General features: G+C 72.7%; 20 protein-coding genes. 6 read left to right on the plus strand and 14 right to left on the minus strand.

Annotated features, from left to right (window positions below):
- Positions 1 to 46: 46 nt before the first annotated feature.
- Positions 47 to 463, minus strand: a complete 417-nt coding sequence (locus K4S16_RS27145; protein WP_149261858.1) for a PGPGW domain-containing protein — start codon at positions 461 to 463, stop codon at positions 47 to 49.
- A gap of 236 nt (positions 464 to 699) precedes the next feature.
- Between K4S16_RS27145 and K4S16_RS27150 the strand changes: the two genes are divergently transcribed.
- The 6 genes from K4S16_RS27150 to wecB all read left to right on the plus strand — a co-directional run bounded on the left by K4S16_RS27150 (position 700) and on the right by wecB (position 9,109).
- On the plus strand, positions 700 to 1,806 hold the full coding sequence (locus K4S16_RS27150) for an acyltransferase family protein (protein WP_149261859.1): 1,107 nt from the start codon (positions 700 to 702) through the stop codon (positions 1,804 to 1,806).
- Positions 1,807 to 2,055: 249 nt separating this feature from the next.
- The gene (locus K4S16_RS27155) at positions 2,056 to 3,474 is read left to right on the plus strand and encodes a bifunctional cytidylyltransferase/SDR family oxidoreductase (protein ID WP_149261860.1); all 1,419 of its coding nucleotides are present in this window, start codon (positions 2,056 to 2,058) and stop codon (positions 3,472 to 3,474) included.
- A 138-nt stretch (positions 3,475 to 3,612) separates the two neighbouring features.
- Positions 3,613 to 5,379 (plus strand): CDP-glycerol glycerophosphotransferase family protein, encoded by a 1,767-nt coding sequence (locus K4S16_RS27160; RefSeq protein ID WP_149261861.1) that lies wholly within the window; start codon positions 3,613 to 3,615, stop codon positions 5,377 to 5,379.
- 39 nt (positions 5,380 to 5,418) lie between these two features.
- Positions 5,419 to 7,398 carry a glycosyltransferase family 2 protein gene (locus tag K4S16_RS27165; RefSeq protein WP_149261862.1) on the plus strand — a complete coding sequence of 660 codons (1,980 nt, stop codon included), beginning with the start codon at positions 5,419 to 5,421 and terminating at the stop codon, positions 7,396 to 7,398.
- Positions 7,395 to 8,018 (plus strand): acyltransferase, encoded by a 624-nt coding sequence (locus tag K4S16_RS27170; RefSeq protein ID WP_149261863.1) that lies wholly within the window; start codon positions 7,395 to 7,397, stop codon positions 8,016 to 8,018. Before K4S16_RS27165 ends, K4S16_RS27170 begins: the two co-directional genes overlap by 4 nt.
- Entirely contained in the window at positions 8,015 to 9,109 is a 1,095-nt protein-coding gene (gene wecB / locus K4S16_RS27175) for a non-hydrolyzing UDP-N-acetylglucosamine 2-epimerase (RefSeq protein WP_149261864.1), read from the plus strand. Before K4S16_RS27170 ends, wecB begins: the two co-directional genes overlap by 4 nt.
- Positions 9,110 to 9,115: 6 nt before the next feature.
- Here the strand turns inward: wecB and K4S16_RS27180 are convergent, their stop codons facing one another.
- The 13 genes from K4S16_RS27180 to K4S16_RS27240 form a co-directional block, all read right to left on the minus strand.
- Positions 9,116 to 9,670, minus strand: coding sequence for a hypothetical protein (locus tag K4S16_RS27180; RefSeq protein ID WP_149261865.1), 555 nt, complete (start codon positions 9,668 to 9,670; stop codon positions 9,116 to 9,118).
- Positions 9,671 to 9,690: 20 nt separating this feature from the next.
- Positions 9,691 to 11,073: a glycosyltransferase gene (locus K4S16_RS27185; protein WP_149261866.1), complete on the minus strand. Its 1,383-nt coding sequence runs from the start codon at positions 11,071 to 11,073 to the stop codon at positions 9,691 to 9,693.
- Complete coding sequence (locus tag K4S16_RS27190) at positions 11,070 to 11,639, minus strand: hypothetical protein (RefSeq protein ID WP_149261867.1); 570 nt, start codon at positions 11,637 to 11,639, stop codon at positions 11,070 to 11,072. The genes K4S16_RS27185 and K4S16_RS27190 overlap by 4 nt, the downstream gene beginning before the upstream one ends.
- Positions 11,636 to 12,859, minus strand: a complete 1,224-nt coding sequence (locus K4S16_RS27195) for a glycosyltransferase (protein ID WP_200842149.1) — start codon at positions 12,857 to 12,859, stop codon at positions 11,636 to 11,638. The genes K4S16_RS27190 and K4S16_RS27195 overlap by 4 nt, the downstream gene beginning before the upstream one ends.
- Positions 12,860 to 12,862: 3 nt before the next feature.
- Positions 12,863 to 14,419 carry a glycosyltransferase family 4 protein gene (locus K4S16_RS27200; RefSeq protein ID WP_200842150.1) on the minus strand — a complete coding sequence of 519 codons (1,557 nt, stop codon included), beginning with the start codon at positions 14,417 to 14,419 and terminating at the stop codon, positions 12,863 to 12,865.
- 184 nt (positions 14,420 to 14,603) lie between these two features.
- On the minus strand, positions 14,604 to 15,146 hold the full coding sequence (locus K4S16_RS27205; protein WP_149261868.1) for a hypothetical protein: 543 nt from the start codon (positions 15,144 to 15,146) through the stop codon (positions 14,604 to 14,606).
- A gap of 35 nt (positions 15,147 to 15,181) precedes the next feature.
- Positions 15,182 to 16,561 (minus strand): glycosyltransferase, encoded by a 1,380-nt coding sequence (locus tag K4S16_RS27210; RefSeq protein WP_200842151.1) that lies wholly within the window; start codon positions 16,559 to 16,561, stop codon positions 15,182 to 15,184.
- Positions 16,562 to 16,566: 5 nt separating this feature from the next.
- Entirely contained in the window at positions 16,567 to 17,106 is a 540-nt protein-coding gene (locus tag K4S16_RS27215) for a hypothetical protein (protein ID WP_149261869.1), read from the minus strand.
- Complete coding sequence (locus tag K4S16_RS27220) at positions 17,103 to 18,326, minus strand: glycosyltransferase (RefSeq protein WP_200842152.1); 1,224 nt, start codon at positions 18,324 to 18,326, stop codon at positions 17,103 to 17,105. Before K4S16_RS27220 ends, K4S16_RS27215 begins: the two co-directional genes overlap by 4 nt.
- 2 nt (positions 18,327 to 18,328) lie before the next feature.
- A complete protein-coding gene (locus K4S16_RS27225; RefSeq protein ID WP_149261870.1) occupies positions 18,329 to 19,666 on the minus strand; it encodes a nucleotide sugar dehydrogenase in 1,338 nt (445 codons plus the stop codon).
- A 3-nt stretch (positions 19,667 to 19,669) separates the two neighbouring features.
- Positions 19,670 to 21,304 carry a glycosyltransferase family 2 protein gene (locus K4S16_RS27230; protein ID WP_149261871.1) on the minus strand — a complete coding sequence of 545 codons (1,635 nt, stop codon included), beginning with the start codon at positions 21,302 to 21,304 and terminating at the stop codon, positions 19,670 to 19,672.
- A complete protein-coding gene (locus tag K4S16_RS27235; protein ID WP_149261872.1) occupies positions 21,294 to 22,325 on the minus strand; it encodes a Gfo/Idh/MocA family protein in 1,032 nt (343 codons plus the stop codon). Before K4S16_RS27235 ends, K4S16_RS27230 begins: the two co-directional genes overlap by 11 nt.
- A complete protein-coding gene (locus K4S16_RS27240) occupies positions 22,322 to 23,431 on the minus strand; it encodes a DegT/DnrJ/EryC1/StrS aminotransferase family protein (protein ID WP_149261873.1) in 1,110 nt (369 codons plus the stop codon). The genes K4S16_RS27235 and K4S16_RS27240 overlap by 4 nt, the downstream gene beginning before the upstream one ends.
- Positions 23,432 to 23,546: the final 115 nt, after the last annotated feature.

Here is a 23,546-nt window from a genome sequence, read left to right on the forward strand (position 1 = left end):
CGGCCGCCGGATCAATCCGGCCGAACATTTCCCCAAGTCGGGCCCGTCACTCGGGGAAGGTCTCGGCGCGGCGGGCCTTCACCCGGCGCCAGCTCCAGTAGAGGAGCCCGCAGAGGATGAAGCCGGACAGGATGAGCCCGGAACCCGTGCTCCATCCGCTGAACGGCAGCTCCCGCACAAGTCCCCAGGCCACGCCCGCGCCGAACAGCGCCAGCACGGTGAGGAGGGAGCCCGTGAGGCGCCACCAGGACGTGACGCTCTTCTCCGCCTCGCCGATCGCCTTCTCGCGGAGGGGCTCGACGTAGCGGTTCACGGCCGGGAACTCCCGGGACAGGATGAGCAGGCCCGCCAGCACGAGCAGCAGGCCTGGGCCGGGCAGGACGAGCAGCGCGACTCCCGCCAGCAGCACGGCGCCGCCGGCCACGATCACCACGCCCTGCCTGGTGGACCTCCCGTAACCCATGTCCCTCCCCGTCCTCCCGCCCGGTCCGGGAGCCGCCCGGACCGGCCCCGCACCGTATCCGGTAAGGGCCGTGTACCCGTCTGGGGAGATCTTGTGCGCGGCGGGCCCGCCGAAATCCCCCGGTCCGCGCTCCGGACCCCCTCCGTGACCCCGGCACAGCGCGCTGTGACTCCCAGGGTTGTGGGGCGTTTCGTTAGGTATGCTCCACGAGCCCCTCCCAGGATCAGAGATCTTTCATGACACAGACACCCGAGGCGTCCGTCGTGGCCGAGGCGGCGGTCCCAGATTCCGCCGAGGCGGCGGCGCCCCCCGCCCAGCGCCCGCAGGAGAAGCCGCGGACGCCGGGCGGCGCGGCTCCCCGAGCACGCGACCCCCACCTGGACAACGCCAAGTTCCTGGCGATCCTGCTCGTCGCCGGCGGGCACGGACTGTCGGGCCTGCGGGACGTCCCGCTGGCGGCGGCGCTCTGGAACTTCATCTACCTGTTCCACATGCCGCTGTTCGTGATGGTCAGCGGGTACCTGTCCAAGCGGTTCACGCTCACCGACGACAAGTCGGTGCGGCTGGTCGGCTCGACCATCGCGCCATACATCATCTTCCAGTGCGCCTACAGCCTGTTCGCCTGGGGCGTCGACGACCGGCGGTTCCAGTTCGACGTGCTGGACCCCTACTACCTGACCTGGTTCCTGCTGGCGCTGTTCGTCTGGCGGCTGCTCACCCCGGTCTGGCGGCGGCTCAAGTACCCCCTGGCGACAGCCATGCTCGTCGCCCTTCTCGGCTACATGACCGACATCGGCAGCACGCTCGACGTGTACCGGATCCTCGGGCTGGCGCCGTTCTACGTCCTCGGGCTGACGCTGTCGCCGGAGGTCGTCCAGATCGTCCGGCGGCCGTGGGCGCGGATCACCGGCGCCGCGCTCCTGCTGGCCGCCTTCGCCGGCGCGTACCTCACCCAGGACCGCATGAACGCGCGCTGGCTGAACTGGGACACCTCCAACGCCGACCTCGGCGTGGGCGAGCTCACCGGTACCCTGATGCGCGCCGGGCTGCTGGTCACCGGGACGGTGCTGATCCTCGCCTTCCTCGCGGTGACCCCGTCCCGCCGCACCTGGTACAGCGGCCTCGGCGCCGCCACCATCTACGGCTACCTGCTGCACGGGTTCGCGACGCGGCTGTTCACGTTCGAGGGCTGGCACAAGCTCGCGTGGTTCGACACGATCCCGGGCGTGCTCTCGGTCGTGCTCGCCTGCTTCGTCCTCGTCACGGTGCTGAGCACGCCCCCGGTGCGCCGCGTGACCCGCTGGGCCGTCGAGCCGGACATGAGGCCGCTGTTCGGCCGTTGACGATTCCCCTCGTCCGGGCACCTCAGGCCCCATCACACAAGGGTTACGGGGTCCTGGAACGTCGGTGAATTCGTCTCAAAGTTCCACAGACCGGGTACAGTAAAGCGTCAGTTCCCCCCTGTGCGGATCATCAGCCCTGCGAATGCCGCGCCGCCCGCGCCCCCCAGAGATCCCCCTCGGGTGACTGCAACACCTCGTTTCCGGCCGCCGTTCCGGCTGCCATGAATAAGAAGGACGGTCGCATTGGTCATGGCGCCGCAGGGTGAGCATCGCGTCGTCGCCGTCATCCTGGCGGGTGGCAGCGGGCAGCGGATGGGCCTCAGCACCCCCAAGCAGCTCCTCAAGATCGCCGGCAAGTCGATCCTCGAGCACACGCTGGGCGTGTTCGAGGAGGCCTCCGACGTCGACGAGATCCTCGTCCTCATGAACCCCGGCTTCCTCAAGGACGCCGAGGAGTGCGTGAAGAAGGCCGGCTGCACCAAGGTCAAGGCCGTGCTCCCCGGCGGCACCTCCCGGAACGCGACCACGCAGCTCGCGCTCGACGCCCTCGCCGACCACCCGGCCGAGACGACCAGCGTGCTGTTCCACGACGCGGTGCGCCCGCTGCTGTCGCAGCGCATCATCCGCGACTGCGTGTCCGCGCTGCGCGAGCACCAGGCGGTGGACGTGGCCATCCCGTCCGCCGACACGATCATCCAGGTCGACGAGGACGTCATCGTCGACGTGCCGCGGCGGGCGAACCTGCGGCGCGGGCAGACTCCGCAGGGCTTCCGGCTCGCCACCATCCGCGCGGCCTACGAGAACGCGTGGCGCGACGAGAACTTCGAGGCGACCGACGACTGCTCGGTGGTGCTGCGCTACCTGCCCGGCACCCCGATCTACGTCGTGCGCGGCGACGAGCACAACATGAAGGTCACCGAGCCGGTCGACATGTTCGTCGCGGACAAGCTGTTCCAGCTCGCCTCCTCCGAGGCCCCCGACCTGACCGAGGACGAGTACGCCGAGGCGCTCGGCGGCAAGACGATGGTCGTGTTCGGCGCCAGCCAGGGCATCGGCGCCGCGGTCGCGGAGCTCGCCCAGCGGTTCGGCGCCCGCGTGTTCGGCTACAGCCGCGGCGCCACCCGCACCCACGTCGAGCGGCCCGAGGACGTCGCCGGCGCGCTCGCGCAGGCCTACTCGGCGACCGGCCGCGTCGACTTCGTCGTCAACACGGCGGGCGTGCTGCGGATCGGCCGGCTCGACGCCATCGACCCCGACGCGATCGAGGAGGCGCTGCGGGTCAACTACCTCGCGCCGATCCACATCGCGCGGGCGTCGTTCCCCTACCTCGCGAAGACCGGCGGGCAGCTGCTGCTCTACACGTCCAGCTCCTACACCCGCGGGCGCGCCGACTACAGCCTCTACTCCTCCGCCAAGGCGGCCACGGTGAACCTCACCCAGGCGCTGGCGGACGAGTGGTCCGGCGACGGCGTGCGGATCAACTGCATCAACCCCGAGCGGACCAGCACCCCCATGCGGACCGCGGCGTTCGGGCAGGAGCCCCCGCACACCCTGCTGAGCGCGGACCAGGTGGCCCGCACCTCCCTCAACGTCCTGCTCTCCAGCCTCACCGGGCAGGTCATCGACGTCCGCCGTGAAGACCCCCTCACCGGCGGCCGCTCCGGCTGACGCCGGCTCCCCCGCACACGCCCGCTCGGCCCGGCGGGCGCAGGTCCCCCCTTCCCCTCTTCAACTGCGCCACCCCCCGGGGCGCTGACCAGACGGAGGTGTGCCGTGCGGCGTCTCGTCTCCCGGTACTCGACTCTCATGCGGTACTCAACGGTGCTGTGGCTGCCCGTCACGCTCGGGCTGCTGATCGGGACGGCCGCGGCCGGGTCGCCCTGGGCGTTCCTCGGCGCCGCCGTGCTCTGCTACGCGGCCGAGTACGCCCTCGGGCGGACGCTGCCGGACGCGGCCAGGCCGCTGCGCTGGGGCCAGATGCCCCCCGGCGCGCGGGTGCTGGTCCGGCAGGCCGCCCTCGTGCTGCTGCTCGTCCAGTCGGGCGGCGCCGGCCGGCCCACGATCGTGCTGGCCGCCCTCGGCCTCCTGCTGGTCGACTGGCTCCGCGCCGCGACCCTCGCCGGCTCGGTCGCCGCGCGCCGCGTCAACCGGCTGCCCTTCGCCACCCGCAACCTCGGCGAGGGCGAGCCGGCGCTCCCCGGCCCCGACACCGTCTGGCAGGCCCGGCTGATCCTCCTCCTGGAGAGCCACGCCGACCTCCCGATTCTGCTGTTCGGCACCGCCGGGATCATGCTCGACCTCCCGGTGCTCGTGGCGGTCGGCCTCCTCGGCACCGCGGCGGCGGCCGTCGCCACCGCGGCCGCGCAGGCGCCGCGGCTGCGCCGGATGCGCGCCCTGCTCAACGCCGGCCGGATGGCCCGCGACGTGCAGCGCCGCGTGAACCGCTACAAGCCCGAGGTCGTGCTGTACTTCACCGGCCCGGTCACCACCGTCTACCAGGCCAACATGTGGCTGGAGACGCTGGAGCGGCTGGACCGCAAGGCGATGGTCCTCGTCCGCTCCCCCGAGGTCGTCGGCGCGCTCGCGCCCACCCGGCTCCCGGTCGTGTGCATCACGCGGGCCGAGGACATGATGAACTTCGACCTCGGCACCGTGAAGGTCGCGCTCTACCCGGGCAACACCGGCAAGAACCTCCACCTGCTCCGCGAGGAGCACATCAAGCACGTCTTCGTCGGGCACGGCGACAGCGACAAGGGCCCGAGCTCCAACCCGGTCAGCAAGGTCTTCGACGAGGTGTGGGTGGCCGGCCCGGCGGGCCGCGACCGCTACCGCAACTCCGACGCGGGCGTGCGCGACGAGGCCATCGTCGAGGTGGGGCGCCCGCAGCTCGGCGAGATCACCACCGAGCCGTCCGGCGGGCCCGTCCCGACCGTCCTGTACGCCCCCACGTGGGAGGGCTGGGACAACGAGCACGGCTACAGCTCGCTGCTCGGCATGGGCGAGCGGATCGTCCGGACCCTCCTGGAGCAGGGGCCGCGGCTGCGCGTCATCTACCGGCCGCACCCCTACACCGGCCGGCGGCTGCCGGAGGCGGCGGCCGTGCACAACCGGCTCATGCGGATGATCGAGCAGGCGAACCGCAGCGGCGCGGGCGGCCACCAGGTCGTGACCGGCGCGGACGCCTCCCTCTACGAGTGCTTCAACCGCTCGGACATGCTGATCACCGACATCTCCAGCGTGATCTCCGACTACATCCCGAGCCTGAAGCCGTACGTCGTCACCAACCCCGACGGGATGGACGAGAGCGCCTTCAGGGCCGAGTTCCCGTCCGCGTCGGCGGCCTACCTGCTGAGCCCGGGCTGCGGCGAGCTGGCCGACATCCTCGCCGTCGCGGCGACGCCCGGCCAGGACCCGCTGGCCGCGGAGCGCCGGACGCTCCGCGACTACCTGCTGGGCCCCGAGCACCCGGACGCCATGACGCGGTTCGCCGCCGCCGTCGACGCGTTGGCGCAGGCCGGCCCCAGGTCGACGATGTACAGGGTCTCCGGCGCGGCGGTCACGGAGCACGCCTAGAGTGTTCGCCATGAGTGCCTTCCGGCCTGTTGAGGGGCCATGAGCCGACCTCTGGTCAGCGTGATCGTCCCGGTGTTCCAGTGCCGGGACACGGTGGGCGGGGCCCTGGAGTCGGTGTTCGCCCAGACCCTGCCCGCCGAGCGGATCGAGGTCATCGCCGTCGACGACGGCTCGACCGACGGCGGCGGCGAGCTGCTCGACGAGCTGGCCCGCGCCCACGACCAGCTCACGGTCGTCCACCAGCCCAACTCCGGGGGCGCGGGAGCGCCCCGCAACCGCGGGCTAGAGCTCGCTTCCGGGGAGTTCGTCTTCTTCCTGGACTCCGACGACCGGCTGGGCCCGGAGGCGCTGGAGCGCATGACGGCCATGGCCGAGCGCAACGGCACCGACATCGTCCTCGGCAAGCAGGTCGGGACGGGCGGGCGCAAGGTGCCGCGGGTGTTCGAGCGCACCATCGAGCGCACCCACGTCCTCGACCCGGACTGCGACCTGTTCCCCCGGATGTCGATGGCCGCGCTCCAGCTCTTCCGCCGGTCGCTGGTCGAACGCGAGGGGCTGCGCTTCAGCGAGGGCCTGCTCTCCCACGAGGACCAGCTCTTCACCGCGGGCGCCTACCTGGCGGCGAGCGGCGTGTCCGTCCTCACCGACTACGACTGCTACTACTGGGCGGCGCGGACGGACGGGTCGAGCGCGACGCAGGTCGGCGGCGCCCCGCCCGCCGAGGTGCACGCGATCGCCCACCGCGCGATGTCCCTGGTGGCCAGGTACACCGAACCGGGCGAGCTGCGAGAGCGCCTGCACTACCGGTACCTGCTGCTGGAGGTCTTCGGCATGCTCGAGCAGCGGTACCTGCCCGCCTCGCGCGAGGGTCGCGAGATCATCCTCAAGGGGTGCCGCGACCTGCTGGACACCTGGCTCACCCCGGGCCTGCTGGAGCTCTACGACCCGCGGCGGCGGGTCTTCGCGCACTGCCTGCGCGAACATCTCAACGAGGAACTCGCGGAGGTCCTTCGGTTCCACCGGAGTGGAACGCCTCCCGGCATCCGCATAGACGGCGGGCGGACATACCTGAAGTACCCGTTCTTCCGCGACGCCTCGGTGGGCGTTCCCGACGCGTGCTACGAGAGCCGAGAGCCCGTACGGGTGCGGCACGACCTGACCGCGCTCTCCTGGGCTGACGACGCCCTGCGCCTCACCGGCGAGTTCCTTCTGCACGACGTGGACGAGGCGGCCCCCCTCCTGCACCTGGTCCTGGAGAACGGCGCCGGGGCCTCGCACCGGATCGAGTGCCAGGTCACCTCCTCCGTCCGTGACGAGAAGGGCTTGGCCGTCACCTACACCGCGTCGTTCCTGCCGGCCCCCGGCTCCTGGGCCGACGGGCGGTGGACCGCGACCGTGGAGGCCGAAGTCGGGGGGCTCACCCTGACCGCCCCCGTCGTCAAGCCCCGCGGGTTCGCGATGCCGCGCGCGGCGGTCGTCCAGGCGGACGGCCGGTGGCACCTCGTCCGGCCGCTGTCGCCGCACGAGCGGAAGCGGCTGACGCTGGAGGTGGGCGGCGCCCTCAAGCCCACCGACTTCCAGGACGTCCGGATCAGCCAGGCCCGGGGGCGCCGGCTGCGCGTGATGGCGGATCCGCCGCCGACCCTGCCCTCCGGCGGGTCCCCGGCGATGACCATCGTGCTGCGGCGGTCCAACGAGGGCGGGGGCGAGATCCGCACGGGGCTGGAGCACGGTCCCGGCCGGCGGTCCCACCGGTACGCCGACCTGTCCGTCGCCCGCGCGCGCCCCGGCGTCTGGCGCGCCTCCTTCGAGATCGACGGGATGGGCGGGCCGGTCTCCACGCGGATGCCGGAGGGCACCGGCCGCCTCGGGCCGCTCACCGCCTCCTTGCTGCCGCCCCGCCGCGTGTACGTCAGGCTCGACGAAAGCCCGCTGGCCGTGCATGTCACGTCCCCCCTGAACACGCGAGCGCGCCGGGCGCTGGGCTTGATCACTCCGCGACGGAAAGGGACCGAATGAGCCACCGCATCCTGCCGAGCGCCCAGGTCGACCCGAGCGCCGAACTCGGCGACGGAACCACGGTCTGGGACCTCGCCCAGGTCCGGGAGAAGGCCCGGCTCGGCGAGGGCTGCATCGTGGGGCGCGGCGCCTACGTCGGCGCGGGCGTGCGGATCGGCGACAACGTCAAGCTGCAGAACCACGCGCTCGTCTACGAGCCCGCCGTGCTGGAGGACGGCGTGTTCGTCGGCCCGGCCGTCGTGCTCACCAACGACCGCGAGCCCCGCTCGGTGGACCCGGACGGCAGGCTGAAGCGCGGCGGCGACTGGGAGGCGGTCGGCGTCCACGTCGCCGAGGGAGCCTCGCTCGGCGCCCGCAGCGTGTGCGTCGCGCCCGTCCGCGTCGGCCGCTGGGCGATGGTCGCCGCAGGCGCCGTCGTGACCCGCGACGTCCCCGACTTCGCGCTGGTCGCGGGCGTGCCCGCCCGCCGCATCGGCTGGGTCGGCCGCGCGGGGGCCCGGTTGACCGAGCGGCCGGACGAGCAGGGAGTATGGGAGTGTCCGCGGACCGGCGAGCGCTACGTCGAGACGCCCGCCGGGGACGGTTCGCAGACGACGGTCCTCATCGAGAGGCAGGCATGAACCTCAAGGTCCTCAGCATCGTCGGCGCACGGCCGCAGCTGGTGAAGCTCGCTCCCATCGCCGCCGCCCTCGCCGCGCAGGGCCACCGGCACGTCATCGTCCACACGGGGCAGCACTACGACGCCGACCTGTCGGACGTGTTCTTCTCCGGCCTCGGCATCCCCGACCCCGATGTGCACCTCGGCGTCGGGTCCGGCAGCCACGGCGTCCAGACCGGGGCCGTCATGTCCGCGCTGGACCCGATCCTGGAAAGGGAGCGTCCCGACTGGGTCCTCGTCTACGGGGACACGAACTCGACCCTGGCCGGAGCGGTGTCGGCCGTCAAGCTGCACCTCCCCGTGGCGCACCTGGAGGCGGGGCTCCGATCCTTCAACCGCCGCATGCCGGAGGAGCACAACCGCGTCCTCACCGACCACGCCGCCGACCTGCTGCTCGCCCCGACGGAGGAGGCCATGCGCCACCTCGCCGCCGAGGGGCTCGCGGAGCGCAGCGTCCGCACGGGCGATGTGATGGTGGACGTGTGCCTCCGGGTGCGGGACTCGGTCCTCGCCGACCCCGCCGCCCCCGCTCTCCCGGACGGGATCGACTCCGAGCAGCCCTACCTGGTCGCCACCCTGCACCGGGCGGAGAACACCGACGACGCCGCTCGGCTCGGCTCGCTCGTCGACTCCCTCGCCGACCTCCCGGTCCCGGTGGCGCTGCTCGCCCACCCCCGGCTGGTCGCCCGCGCCGAAACGCACGGGATCAAGCTGGACCGCGGCGCCGTCCGGGTCGGCCGCCCCCTGCCCTACGCCGCCATGGTGGCGGCCGTGCTCGGCTCGCGGGGCGTGATCACCGACTCCGGGGGCCTCCAGAAGGAGGCCTTCCTGCTCGAACGCCCGTGCACGACCCTGCGCACCGAGACGGAATGGCCGGAGACGCTCGCCGGCGGATGGAACGAGCTGGTCCCCCATCCCGGCGAACTCGGCGCGGCCCGCTGGACGGCGACCGCCACGCGTCCCGCCCCGGAGGCGCCGCGCGGCACCCCTTACGGCGACGGCCGCGCGGCCGAGGCCGTCGCGGCGATCCTCGCCGAACGCGCCCGCGGCTGAGCCCGGTCAGCGCGCCGGGTCGAGCGTGCGCACCTGCCGCGTCGTCACGGTGACGTCCGGGTGCCGGCGGGCCAGCCGCCAGGCGCACGGCACCGACGCGTCGTCCATCACGACGACCCGGCTGACCTTCGCCATGTCGATGCCGCTCAGGACGCGTCGCCGCGCGATGCGGGCCAGGAGAAGCGGCCGGACCTGCCCGTAGAAGGGCAGGAAGAGCCGCCGGTGGACGGCATCGGAGACGCGGCTCTGCGCCCGTCCGAGGACGGCGCCTGGACGGCCGAGCCGGTTCAGCGGCCGCACGATCCTGCGCGGTGCTCTGCTCACCACCGCCTGTTCCAACCAGAGCAGCGGATGCCGGGCCTCGGTTCCGTCCAGCCGGTGCAGCCTGACCCGCTCGTCCAGCTTCTCCCACCCCCTCGGCTCGGCGGTCACCACGTCGACCCGCGCTCCCTCCTCGTCCAGGAAGGAGGCGACCAGGCTCGCGACCCTGGCGTGGCCGCGTTTGTGGCCCCTGGGATCCATGGCGAGGATGAGTACCTGCGGTGACGGTTCAGCGTTCATGTCATCGCCTCCGAGAACGGTCATCCGGCCGCGCGCCCGCGTTCCGCCAGTGCTGTCAGCCGCCGCACCAGCGGCTCCAGCGACACGCTGCGCTCGAAGCGGCCGGCGTAGGCGCGCGCCTCGTCGAGCTGCCGCTGGTCGAGTCCCGCCGCGGCCTTCGCGGCCTCGGCCATCGAGGCCGCGATGGCCCTCGGCTCCAGCCCGCCCGGGTTGAACCACAGCGGGTAGCCGCGAAGGATCTCCTCGGCCGCGGAGCCGGGGGCGTGGACCGACACGATGGGGCGTCCCGCCGCCATGTACTCGAAGATCTTTCCGGACGTCACGTAGCGCGCGCCTCCTGCCAGGAACACCAGGACGTCGGTGTCCCGGTAGACGTTGTGCAGTTCGGTCTTGGACACCGGCCCGCAGTACCGGACACCGGGCGGGAGGCCTTGCTCGCCGCCCTGCCCGCCGCCCTGCCCGTCGAGTCCGGTCGCGAGCCTCTGGTGGAGCTTGCCGTCGGCCCCCTTGAAGAAGCCGAGATATCCGTGCAGGTCGAGCCCGGCGTGCGCCAGGTCCGGGTGTTCGCGGGCCTGCCCGAACCCTTCGAGCATCGCCTCGATGGGCTGGTTGCCGGTCAGCGTGCCGACGTAGGAGAACCGCGGGCGGCGCTCGTCCCGTCCATCGCGGATGCTCGAGGGCGGCCCGACTGTGTTCGCGAGGGTGTCGGAGTCCCAGCCGTTCGGGACGACCATCATCCGGTCCGCCACGGACGGATAGCGCTTGGCGTGCCACGCCCGGATGGCCTCGTTGACGAAGACCACGTTGGACGCGTGCTTCAGCACCCGGCGCTCCCAGGCCAGGGCCGAGTGCCCCTCCTCGAACGCGAGTGTCTCGTTGAACAGATCGAGGGTCCAGGCGTCGCGGTTGTCCAGGATGTAGGGCGTCCGGGTCAGCCGGTTGAACGCCCATGCCGCGGCGAACGAGGCGAAGGGGTTCCCCGTTGCCAGCACGACGTCGAACCTGCGGCGGGCGTGCAGGCGCAGCGCGCGGCGCACGCTCGCACGACCCCAGGACGCGTAGTGCTCCGGGAACACGTGCTTCTGCCCCCACCCGTAGGCCCGGCGGGCGAGATGCGGGAAGGTTCCACGGAACCTGCCGTAGCGGCGCACGTCCTGCTGCCATGCGAACTGGTTCAGTTCCGGCCGTACCACAGTGATCCTCGGATCGACCGAGGCGAGCAGCTTCTCGTCGAACGAACCGATGGCGTCGTGCAGGAAGGACATCGGCGCGGCGAAGACCGTGACGTCCCAGCCCCGTTCGACCAGGAGATTGGCCGTCGCGCGCGGACGGTAGACGCCGCTTGCCCGGGACGGCGGGAAGTAGAAGGCGAGGTACAGAAGGCGGGGACGGCGTGCGGTCATGGCTTTCCCCCTCCGAGCAGGCCGGCCACAGGCCGGGCTTGAGCGTCCGCAGGCCCGGCGTGGGCGGCGGTATAGGCGAGGCGCGCCCCCGAGCCGAGGACGACGTCCCGCAGTTCGGACGCGGTGACCGCCGACTCGGCGTCACCGACGACGACGATGTCGATCGACCTGCCGCCAAGGAGTTCGCGGCGGGCGACGCGGCTCCGGACCCGGGCGGGATCCCGCTGGTAGAACCGGAGGAGCCGGTGGTGGATCGGACGGGAGACGCGGCGCCGGTGGAATGCCTGCAGGCGCGCTCCGTATCCCGTCAGGGGACCGCGCAGGCAGGCGCGTATGAGGAACAGGGGGACGCGGTCCAGCAGCAGCCGCATCACGGCGGGCCTGTGACCGCGTACGAGCCGCCGCCACTCGACCATGTCGGCTCCCTCCGGCAGCGGGTCGTTCCGCCACCTGGCGGGGTCGCCGACCAGCACGGTCGCCGCCCCGCCGGCGGCGAGGACGTGTTCGGCCTCGGCGACGATCACATGCCGGCGCGACCCGCCGAGGGCGAGGAACAGGACGTTCACGAGTCTTCTCCCCCGTTCGGCCCGGTCTCCGGGAACCAGTGCCGGTGGTGCGCCTCGGCCACGGCGCCGTATCCGAACCGCGCCTCCAGCACCCGCCTGGCCTCGGCCAGGTCGAGGTCATGGGGGAACCTGTCGCGCAGCCTGCGGTACCCGCCGGTGATCGACTCGGCGTCCTCGGTGACCTCGATCATCTCCCCCGCGGCGCTCTCTATCCCCGCCAGCGTCCGCTCGGGACCACCGCAGCGCGTGACGAGCACCGGCATCCCCGCCGCCACCGCCTCGACGACCGAGACGCCGAACGTCTCCCAGCGGGCCGGGTGGACGAGGAGGTCGTGCTCGCGCATGAGCCGGTTGCACTCGTCCAGCGGGACCGGGGGGAGGAACGTCACCGCGTCCCGCACCTCCAACTCCCCGGCGCGCTCCGCGAGCCGGTCGCCCAGCGGGCCCTTCCCGACCATCGTCAGCGTCAGGCGGGGGTCCTCCGCATGGCACTTGGCGAACGCCTCCAGCAGCCAGCCGACCCCCTTGCGCTCGATGAGGCTCCCCACATACAGCCAGCGGCGCAGCCCGGTCACCGGCCTGGGCCGGGCCGCGCCGAACGAGATCGGATTGGAGATCACATCGATCTTGTCGGAGTACGCCGGGAACGCCGCCGTCAGCTGCTCGCGCAGGGCCTCGGTCACCGCGAAGAAGCGTGTGCAGCGGTCCAGGACCTGCTCGTACAGGTCGCGCGAATCCGGCTGTTCGAGCACCTGGTGGAGGTAGGACGCGTGCTCGGTCACGAACACCCTCGCGTCCGGGCGCGCGTTCTCCAGCGCCGTCCAGCCGCCCCGCAGCCCGACATGGGCGTGCACGACCGGCGCCGGGATCGGCTCGCCGTCCAACGCCAGGCCGAGACCCTTCGCGTGCTCCCTGGCCTGTTCCCCGAAGGTGCGTCCGCGCATCAGGACGGGGACGCGCAGCAGCCGGGCTCCCCCGTCCGCGGGAATGGGGGAGAGCGCGTCGGGCAGGAGTCGCCGGTGCGCCTCCTCCGCCGCCCGCGCCGCCTCCGGCGCGATCCTCAGCGGCCATCCGTCGGTGTGGTAGACGGTGACCGCGCCGCAGCCCGGCGCGGTCGCCTCCACCATCGCCTGGACGAAGGCGCCCTGGAACTTGTGGTGCGGGGCGGGGTACCAGGGGGTGAGGACCGCCACGTCCCTGCCGCCGCCTCTGTCCGCCATGGCCTACACGCTCTTCACGGACGGCTTCGCGGCGCCCGGCAGCAACTCCGTGTAGACGCCGTCCAGGACCTCGGCCTGCGCCTCCCACGTCCACGCACGGAGCAAGTCCGGCCGTGCGCCGTACACGGCGCGGTACCGCTCCGGGGCGCTCAGCACGGCTTCGACGGCCCGCACGTAGTCGTCCTCGTCCTCGGCCCGGAACACCTCGCCCTGGCCGGTGCCCCGCACCGTCTCGCTCATGGCCCTGACGTCGCTGACGACGATCGGCAGCCGTGCGTGCGAGTACTCGAAGAACTTCGTGATCAGCGCGATCTCGTGGTTCGGCCAGTGGTGGATCGGGATGACGCCGACGTCGGCCGCCGACAGGAACGGGACGACCTGGTCGAACGGAACGTACGGGAGGATGTGCACGCGGTCGCGGACGCCGAGTTCGCCGGCGCGGTGCAGCAGCCGCTTCGCCTCGCTCCCGCCGGGCACGGGAACGACCAGGGCGACGTGCAGTCCGGCCAGCCGCGGCAGTGCCTCGATCATGATGATCAGGCCGCGCGGCTCGGAGGCGCCGCCGCTGTAGACGGCGAGCGGGGTGCCGGCGCCGATGCCGCACAGCTCCCGCAGGTCCGGGACGGGGCGCGTGGTGGTCGGCTCTCCCCCGATGGCGGGCGCGTTGAGCACGACGGCCGGCTTCTGCCGCAGGCCGTGGTGCTCGACGAGCATGTCGGCGAGAGGCGCCGAGACGGTCACCACGGCATCGGCCGCGCCGGCGTACTCGCGTTCGTAGGCGCACACGGCGGGATGCCAGCGCGGCCCGTCGTGCCAGGGACGGATGCCGGGAAGGAACTCGTGCGCGTCCCACACGAGCTTCACCTCCCGGCCTTTGGCCCGTGCACGCCGCACGGCGCGGGCGCCGACCCCGAGCATGCGGAAGTCGTTGGCGTGGATGATGTCCGGTTCGAGTTCGTCGACGGTCGTCCTGTAAGCGGTGTCCCAGTCCCACAGGCCGCGGTCGAGAACGCGCCATGCCCGATCGCCTAGGAGCTTCTGCCAGAAGGCGAGGGCGAGGCGCTCGACCGGCGAGTTCGCGTCCATACGGGCCCTGGCAAGGGAGTCCGTCTGGTGCGCACGCAGCGCCACCCAGCTCTGCTGGGCCCTCGCCGAGATCCGGCGGGCCGCCAGCCACGCCTTCCACACCGGTCCGTCGACGCCGGGCGCGAGGCGGGTCGCGGCGATGTCGGCCCGCCGGGACTGGACCAGCCGCCGCCGGTACGCCGCGACCTCCGCGTGCGAGTACGCCAGCGGACGGCGGAGCGTGGACCGCCAGACCCGGGGCCGCGGCCTGTTGAGGACGTCCTGCCGGGGGACGAGCAGCACATGGGCGCCGCCCAGCCGCCAGGTCTGCCTTCGCCGGCTCCGGACGCAACCGACGAGGTGCACCTCCCACCCCGCGGCGGCGATGGACGTCGCGGCCTTCTGAACCCGGGAGTCCTTCTCGACGCCGTTGTCGACGAGCATGACGACCCGGCCGCGCGGCTCCAGGGGATCGGTTTCGCCCTCGGTGTGCATACGGCATCCTCCGTTCGGTCGAGCCGTCGCCATCCGGCGCCGAGTGGCGGGATGAGCGGCACGGTCGTTCGGCGGTAAGTCGCGGCTCACCTGCAAGTATGGGAGGTCTTACCTCGATCGCGGGTGAGGGCGCGGTGAACGCCGGGCGAACGGAAACGGTCGTCGCGGATCGGCCTGCGGCGGGTCAGCCCCGGGCTTCCAGGGACTTGTCCAGCCGGGTCGTCACGGTGACGCCGGGATGCCTCCGCGCGAGCCTCCAGGCGAGCGGAACCCCGTCCCTGTCGGTGACGATGACCCGCACCACCTGCGCCATGTCGATGTCCCGCAGGACGCGCCTGCGGGCGAGCCTTGCCAGCAGCAGCGGCCGGACGTGCCGGTAGAACGGCAGGAACAGCCGCCGGTGAACGGCACCGCTCAGCCGGCCGCGCACCCGTTCCGCCATCGCGCCTGGGCGGCCCAGCCGTGCCAGCGGACGCACGGCGAGCCGCGGCGCCCGAACGACCACGGCGCGCTCCAGCCACGGCAGGGGATGCCGGGCCTCCGCCTCGTCGAGCCGGTGCAGCCGCGCCCGCTCGTCCAGCTTGCCCCAGCCGCGCCGCTCGGCGGTCAGGACGTCCACCCGCGCGCCCTCGTCCAGGAAGTGGGCGGCCAGCCGGATGGCCTTCTTGCGCTTGAGGTCGGGGGCCATGGCCACGAGCAGGACCCGCGGGGACCCTTCACCGTTCACGTCGTCACCCTCCCGCACCTTCGTCTCCGGCGCCGTCATCCGGCCACGCCCCGCTTGCGGCCGGCCAGACCGGTCAGCCGCCGCACGAGCGGCTCCAGTGCGACGTTCCGCTCGAACCGGTCCGCGTACCCGCGCGCCTCCGCGACCTGCCGTCCGTCGAGCCCTGCCGCGGCCTTGGCCGCCGCGACCATCGACGCGGCGATGTCCTCCGGGTCGAGACCGCCCGGATTGAACCACAGCGGGTAGTCCCGCAGAACCTCCTCGGCCGCCGAGCCGGGCGCGTGCACCGACACGATCGGCCGGCCCGCCGCCATGTACTCGAAGATCTTCCCGGACGTGACGTAGCGGGCCCCGCCCGCCAGGAACACCAGCACGTCGGACGTCCGGTAGACCTCGGCGATCTCCGTCTTGGACACCGGCCCGCGGTACCGCACCCACGGCGCCGGGTCCTGCTCCCCCGGTGCGCCCGGTTCCGCATCGCCGGCCCCGGAGGCGAGCCGCTTGCGGAGCCCGCCGTCCGACCGCTTGAAGAACCCGAGGTAACCGTGCAGGTCCAGTTCCGCGTCCGCCATGTCGGGATGCTCGCGGGCGCGGCGGAACGCCTGGACCATCGGTTCGATCGGCTGCTTACCGGTCAGTGTTCCGACGTAGGCGAAGCGGGGCGCGAGGCCGCCGGAGGCCGACGGCGGCGGCTCGGCGACGGCCGGGAGGGTGTCGGCGTCCCAGCCGTTGGGGACCACGAACATCCGGTCCGCCTGGTCGGGATAGCGTTCCGCGTGCCAGGACCGCAGCGCCTCGTTGACGAACACGATGCCGGACGCGGACCTCAGCACCCGGCTCTCCCACTTCCAGGCGGGATCGCCGTCCGCGAACGCCGGCTCCTCGCTGAACAGATCGAGCGTCCAGGAGTCCCGGTAGTCGAGGATGTAGGGGATCCGGGCCAACTGGTGGAGCCGCCAAGCCGCGCCGAACGAGGCGAACGGATTCCCTGTCGCCAAGACCACGTCAAATCTGCGGCGCGCGTGCATCCGCAGAGCCTTGCGGACGCACGCCCGGGCCCACGACGCGTACTTCTCCGGAAAGCGGTGCTCCTGCCCCCACTCGAACATCGACTGGGCCAGGTGGGGGAATCTGCCCCGGAAGCCGCTGTAGTCCTGGAGTTCCGTCTGCCAGGCGTACTGGTTCAGTTTGGGCCGCACCACCGTGATGCTCGGGTCGACGGTCTCGCCGAGCTTCTCGTCGACCGACCCGATGGTGTCGTACAGGAAGGGCAGCGGCGCCGTGAAGACCGTGACGTCGAAGCCCTGCTGGACGAGGCGGTTGGCGGTGGCCCGTGCCCTGTACACCCCGCTCGCACGGGAGGGCGGGAAGTAGAACGCGAGGTAGAGCAGGCGGGGGCGGCGGTGGGGGGACATCGGCTTCATCCTCCGGCGGGACCGGTCGTGGATCCCTGGTGGTCGACGGTGTAGGCGAGGCGTGCCCCGGTGCCGGTGAGGACGTCCGCCAGTTCGGACGCCGTCACGAGTGACTGCGCGTCGCCGACGACGACGAGGCCGAGGGAGCGGCCGCGGAGCACGTCGCGCTCGACGGCCAGGCGGCGGACCTGGACGGGGTCGCGCCGGTAGCGGCGGGCCAGCCGGCGGTTCAGGGGCTTGGCGACGCGGCGCCGGTACGCGTTGTCGATCCGGTCGCGCCAGCGGCGCAGCGGCCCGGGCAGGCAGATCCGCAGCACCAGCCGCGGTGCCCGGTACAACCAGAACCTGACCCAGCCGGGCCGGTAGCCGCGCTCGACCGCCGCCAACTCGACGACCTCGGCGCCTTCGGGGAGCGGGTGCTTCCGCCACGCCGAAGGCTTGCCGATCAGCACGGTCGCGGTCCCTCCGCCCGCAATGACGCGCTTGACCTCCGCGGAGACGGCGCCCTTGCGTGAGGCACCGAGCGCCAGGAACAGGACGTTCACGAGTCTTCTCCCCCGTCCGGCCCCGTCTCCGGGAACCAGTGCCGGTGATGCGCCTCGGCCACGGCGCCGTATCCGAACCGCGCCTCCAGCACCCGCCTGGCCTCGGCCAGGTCGAGGTCATGGGGGAACCTGTCGCGCAGCCTGCGGTACCCGCCGGTGATCGACTCGGCGTCCTCGGTGACCTCGATCATCTCCCCCGCGGCGCTCTCTATCCCCGCCAGCGTCCGCTCGGGACCACCGCAGCGCGTGACGAGCACCGGCATCCCCGCCGCCACCGCCTCGACGACCGAGACGCCGAACGTCTCCCAGCGAGCCGGATGCACGAGGAGGTCGTGCTCGCGCATGATCCGGAGGGCCTCCTCCGGAGGAACGGGGGGAAGGAACTCCACCGCATCCTGGACCTGCAACTCCGCAGCGCGCTGCGCGAGCTGCTCGCCCAGCTCTCCCGCCCCCACCATCGTCAGCGTCAGCTCGGGATCCTCCGCATGGCACTTGGCGAACGCCTCCAGCAGCCAGCCGACCCCCTTGCGCTCGATGAGGCTCCCCACATACAGCCAGCGACGCAGCTCGGTCACCGGCCGGGCCCGGGGCGTGTCGAAGGAGATCGGATTGGAGATCACATCGATCTTGTCGGAGTACGCCGGGAACACGTCCAGCAGCTGCTCGCGCAGGGCCTCCGTCACCGCGAAGAAGCGTGTGCAGCGGTCCAGGACCTGCCCGTACATCTCGCGCGAATCCGGCTGTTCGAGAACCTGGTGGAGATAGGACGCGTGCTCGGTCACGAACACCCTCGCGTCCGGGCGCGCGTTCTCCAGCGCCGGCCAGCCGCCCCGCAGCCCCACGTGGGCGTGCACGACCGGCGCCGGAATCGGCTCGCCGCCCAGTGCCTCACGCAGCCACGCCGCATGGTGCCGGGCGAGCTCGGCGTAGCTGCATCCGGCCGGGATCAGCACCGGGACGCGCAGCAGCCCGGCGCCCGCGACGGTGGTCGCGCGGTGCAGCACCCGCGGCATGAGGGCGCGGTGCGCCTCGGCCGCGGCGGCCGCGGCCTCCGGTTTCATCTTCGCCGACCAAGCGTCGGTCTGGTAGACCGTGACTTCGCCGCAGCCCGGCGCCGTCGCCTCCACCATCGCCTGGACGAACGCCCCGGCGAACGGTGTCTGCGGAATCGGGTACCAGGGGGTGACGACCGCAACGTCCCGGTTGCCGGCTCTTCTCATGCTCACCTCTCGGTGGGCGCCGGCCGTCCGGTCGACGCCTTCTGTTCGGCGGCGGCGGGGGCGCCGATGACAACGTGCGCGACGCCGGGCCAGCGGGAGGCGTCGGTGACGCGGCGGCCGTCGACCAGGGCCTTGACGCCCGGCAGGTCGTCCGCGCCGAGTTCGCGGTAGGCGGCGTGGTCGGCCTGCACGATCGCCGCGGTGACCGACTCGCCCCGGTGGGGCGGGAGGCCGAGGGCCTCCAGTTCCTCATCGGTGTACATCGGGTCGGACACGTACGGGACGGCGCCGCGCCGCCGCAGCGCCTCCACCGTGGGGAAGACGCCGGAGAACGCCGTCTCCTTGACGCCGCCCCGGTACGCCGCGCCCAGCACGAGGACGCCGGCGCCGGTCAGGTCGCCGTAGGCGTCGGCGAGCAGGCCGACGGCGTACTCGGGCATGCCCGTGTTGGCCTCGCGGGCGGCGCGGACGACGGTCGCGTCCGGGTCGTTCCACAGGTACATCCGCGGATACACCGGGATGCAGTGGCCGCCCACGGCGATGCCCGGCTGGTGGATGTGGCTGTACGGCTGGGTGTTGCAGGCCTCGATGACCTTCGTGACGTCCACGCCCACCGTGTCGGCGTAGCGGGCGAACTGGTTGGCGAGGCCGATGTTGACGTCCCGGTAGGTCGTCTCGGCGAGCTTGGCGAGCTCCGCCGCCTCCGCGGAGCCGAGGTCCCAGACGCCGTTCGGGCGGTCGAGGTCCGGCCGCTCGTCGAAGTCGAGGACCTGGCCGTAGAACTCGACGCCGTGCCGGGCGGACGCCTCGTCGATGCCGCCGACGAGCTTGGGGTAGCGGCGCAGGTCGGCGAAGACCCGCCCGGTCAGCACCCGCTCCGGGCTGAACACCAGGTGGAAGTCGGTGCCCGCGGTCAGGCCGGAGCCCTCCGCGAGCATCGGGGCCCAGCGGTCACGGGTGGTGCCGACGGGCAGCGTCGTCTCGTAGCTGACGAGCGTCCCGGGGCGCAGTCCCTGCGCGATGGAGCGCGTCGCGGCGTCCATCCAGCCGAAGTCCGGGGTGCCCTTCTCGTCCACGAACAGGGGGACGACCACGACGACCGCCTCCGACTCGGCGACCGCGGCCGCCGTGTCGGTCGTCGCCGTCAGCAGCCCTGCCCGCACCGCCTCGCCGAGGTGGACGTCGAGCTCGGCCTCGCCGGGGAACGGCTCGCGCCCCGCGTTGACCTCGGCCACGACGCGCTCGTTCACGTCGGCGCCGATGACGCGGTGGCCCTTGCGGGCGAACTGCACCGCGAGCGGAAGACCGATCTTGCCGAGCGCGACCACGCAGATCCGCATGTGCTACTTACCTCCAAGGGACGTCACGCGCCGGACCCGCTGGGCGACGGCCTGGGCCGGACGTACCGGACGTGTCTCGATCATCGTGCCGTGCCGGTCGTCGCCGGCCACCGACAGCCGGTAGGGCCTGGCCCGGTGCCAGAAGAGCTCGCCGCGCGGGGCGGGCACCATGGACGTCCCCGCCGGCACGGCGACGTCGTGCGTCTCCCCGGCGGCCCGGACGACGAGCCGCAGCGCGTGCCGGGGCTTTCCGGACGCCGCCGTGAGCGTCACCGGGATCCGGGCGGTCACGTGCAGGCCGTCCTCGCGCGCCTCGCGGGTGAGGTCGTCCAGGTCCAGGGTCTTGCCGCCGCCGCGGGGGGCCAGCGCGAGGCGGACGGTCGCGGGGTCGCCGGTCTCGGGGCCGGTGAGCGGGGTCCGGACGGTGATCTCCACCGTGTCGCGGTCGCGCCGCACGGCGACGGTCCGCGCCTCCTGGGCCAGCCTCTTGCGCATCCCCTTGGTGATCTCGAACAGGTCGTCCGGGAGCCCGCGGCGGGGGTCCTCGAAGCCCTGGTAGGCGAGGTAGGCCCGGCCGTCCTTGAGCGCGATCAGGTAGGGGTGCTCCGCGATCCCGGCCCGGATCGCCTCGCACAGCAGGTCGATCTCGCCGCGCTGCGCCAGCCGGAGCCGGACACGGCGGACGATGGGCAGCGTGTAGAGGACCTCGTCGGTCACGTACCGGTCGACGAGCCTGCCGACGCGGGCGCAGACGTCCTCCTGCGCGTCGCGGTCGAGTTCGAGGAACCCCTCCCGCGTCGGCATCGTCAGCTCCCAGCGGGTGTGCCGCTTGAGGATCGCGTCGCGCTTCGGGCCCGGTTCGATGAGGTCGGCGACGACGCCGAAGAGGCTCTCCGCGCATTCGAGGCGCGTGTGGACGTCGACGGCGCCCTGGGTGATGTTACCGCCGTCGTCGCGCAGCACCGCGTAGTAGCAGGTGTAGTCGGCGAGGACGGAGATGCGGCGGGCGCGCACGCACGCCTCGAGGGTGAACGGCTGGTCGCTGCCGATCCGCATGTGCTCGTGGAACCGCAGCTTGTGCCGCTCCACCAGCTCGCGGCGGAACAGCTTGCAGTTCGACAGCACCCACGGCAGCACCGAGTCGTACAGGTCGATCTCGGGGCGGTTCTCGGCGAACAGCTCCGGGCGCCGCACGGCCCGCCCGTTGACGCCCTCGATCTTGCCGACCAGGACGTCCGAGCCCCACTCGTCGGCCGCGGCGACCATGCGTTCCAGTGCCTCGGGGCCCAGGTGGTCGTCGGCGCCGACGAAGTAGACGTAGCGGCCGGTCGCGACGTCCAGCGCCCGGTTGCTGGGGGCCGCCGGGCCGCCCGAGTTCGGCTGCCGCAGCACGGTGACGACGTCGGGGTACTCCGCGGCGAACCGGTCGAGCTCGGCTCCGGAGCCGTCGGTGGAGCCGTCGTCGACCGCGACGACCTCCATGCGGTCGCGGCCGATGCTCTGCCCGACCAGCGAGTTCAGGCAGTCGGTCAGGTAGGGCATCGTGTTGTAGACCGCGACCACGACGGTGACGTCGGGCACCGCGGCGGACGCGGGACCGCCGTCCTCCGCTCCGCCGCCGCTTCGCTCAGACGGCATCCAGCACCTCCCCGGGCTGGAGCGCGACCGTCTCGCCGAGGCGCGCCGACTTCAGCACGGCGGCCGACACCTCGACCGTCCGCAGGCCCTGCCGCAGCGTGACGACGTCCCCCGGGGCCGACCCGTCGGGGCCCGCGAGGACCGCGTCGCGGAAGCGCTCGTGCTCGACCAGCAGCGGCTCGCGCTTGGGGATCGCGTACCGGATCATGTCGCCCTCGGACACGCCGCGGAACGACCGCAGCGCCTCCCACTCGGTGCGCGTCTCGCCGTTGGCGTAGAAGGTGAGGTCGGCGGTGAGCGTGTCGGCGACGAAGCAGCCGCGCTCGCCGGTGACCACCGTGGTGCGCTCCTTGAGCGGGCTCAGCCAGTTCACCAGGTGGTTGACCATGGAGCCGTCGGCCAGGCGCCCGACGGCGGCGACCATGTCCTCGTGCGGGCGGCCGCTGCGCGCGACGGTGTGCGCGGAGATGGACACGTAGTCCTGGCCGGTCACCCAGCCGGTGAGGTCGATGTCGTGGGTCGCGAGGTCCTTGACGACGCCGACGTCGGCGATCCGGTGCGGGAACGGCCCCTGGCGGCGCGTGACGACCTGGAACACCTCGCCCAGCTCGCCCGCCTCCAGCCGGGCCCGCATGCTCTGCAGCGCCGGGTTGTAGCGCTCGATGTGGCCGACGGCCGCGACGAGCCCGCGCGACTCGAACGCCGTCACCAGCCGTTCTGCGGCCTCCACCGACTCGGCGAGCGGCTTCTCGATCAGCGCGCCGACGCCGGCCTCGGCTAGCGCGAGCCCGATCTCCTCGTGCAGCGCGGTCGGGCACGCCACCACCGCGTAGTCGATGCCGACGGTGAGCAGTTCCTGGAGGGACGCCATCAGCGGCACCCCGTGCGGGGCGCCCTCCGGCCGTCCGGCCGGGTCGACGATCCCGACGAGGTCGACGCCGTCCAGGCCGGACAGGACCCGCGCGTGGTTGCGGCCCATCACGCCGAGGCCGACCAGGCCGGCGCGCAGCGGCGCGCTCACGACGCGGCTCCGGCCGCGTTCACCGCGTCGGCGACGCGTGCCAGGTCGTCGTCGGTGAGGGACGGGTGCACCGGGAGGGACAGCACCTCGGCCGCCGCGCGCTCGGTCTCGGGCAGGTCCCAGCGCGGGTCGGGGGCGCCGTCCTTCAGGAACGGCCTGAGCCGGTGGACGGGCGTCGGGTAGTAGACGGCGCTGCCGACCTTCCGCTGCTCCAGGCGCTGCTGGAAGGCGTCGCGGTCGCCGGGGACGCGGACGGTGTACTGGTGGTAGACGTGCCGCGCGCCGGGCGCGACCGGCGGCACCACCGCGCCGGTGATCTTGGCGTCCAGGAACCGGGCGTTGGCGATGCGCCGCTCGGTCCAGGCGGGCAGCTGCTTGAGCTGCTCGCGCCCGATGGCCGCCGCGACGTCGGTGAGCCGCACGTTGGCGCCGACGATCTCGTTGGCGTAGCGCTGCTCCATGCCCTGGTTGCGCAGCAGCCGCAGCGTCCGGGCGGTCTCCGCGTCGGCGGTGGTGATCATGCCGCCCTCCAGGGCGTGCATGTTCTTGGTCGGGTAGAAGCTGAAGGTGCCGATCGTGCCGATGGCGCCCACCGGGACGCCGTTGTGGGCGGCGGCGTGCGCCTGGCAGGCGTCCTCGACGACGGCGAGCCCGTGCCGCTCGGCGAGCGCGCCGATGCGGTCCATCGCCGCGGGGTGCCCGTACAGGTGCACCGGCATGATGGCGGCGGTGCGGGGGCCGACCGCGGCGGCGACGGCGTCCGGGTCGACGTTGAACGAGCCGGGCTCGATGTCGACGAAGACGGGCTCGGCGCCGACGAGGCGGACGACGTTGGCCGTGGCCGCGAACGTGAACGAGGGGACGATCACCTCGTCGCCGGGGCCGATGCCGAGCGCCATCAGGCCGAGGTGCAGGGCCGACGTCCCGGAGTTGACGGCGACGCAGTGGCGTCCCGCGACGAGGGCGGAGAACTCCTCCTCGAAGGCGGCGACCTCGGGGCCCTGCACGACACGCCCGCTGCGGAGGACGCGCACGGCAGCCTCGATCTCCGCCTCCCCGATCACGGGACTCGCCGCGGGGACGGGCCTTTCCGATTCCACGGGCATGCACAGGCTCCTTATGGCAGGACGGTGAGCAAGGGCTTCCTCGCGGGGGACAGATCGCGTCCGGACAAGAGGCGCATTCTCGGCGGAAGCCTCGTCTGACGGACGGATTCTAGCC

Source organism: Actinomadura sp. K4S16 (assembly GCF_008327685.1).
Classification (GTDB): domain Bacteria; phylum Actinomycetota; class Actinomycetes; order Streptosporangiales; family Streptosporangiaceae; genus Spirillospora.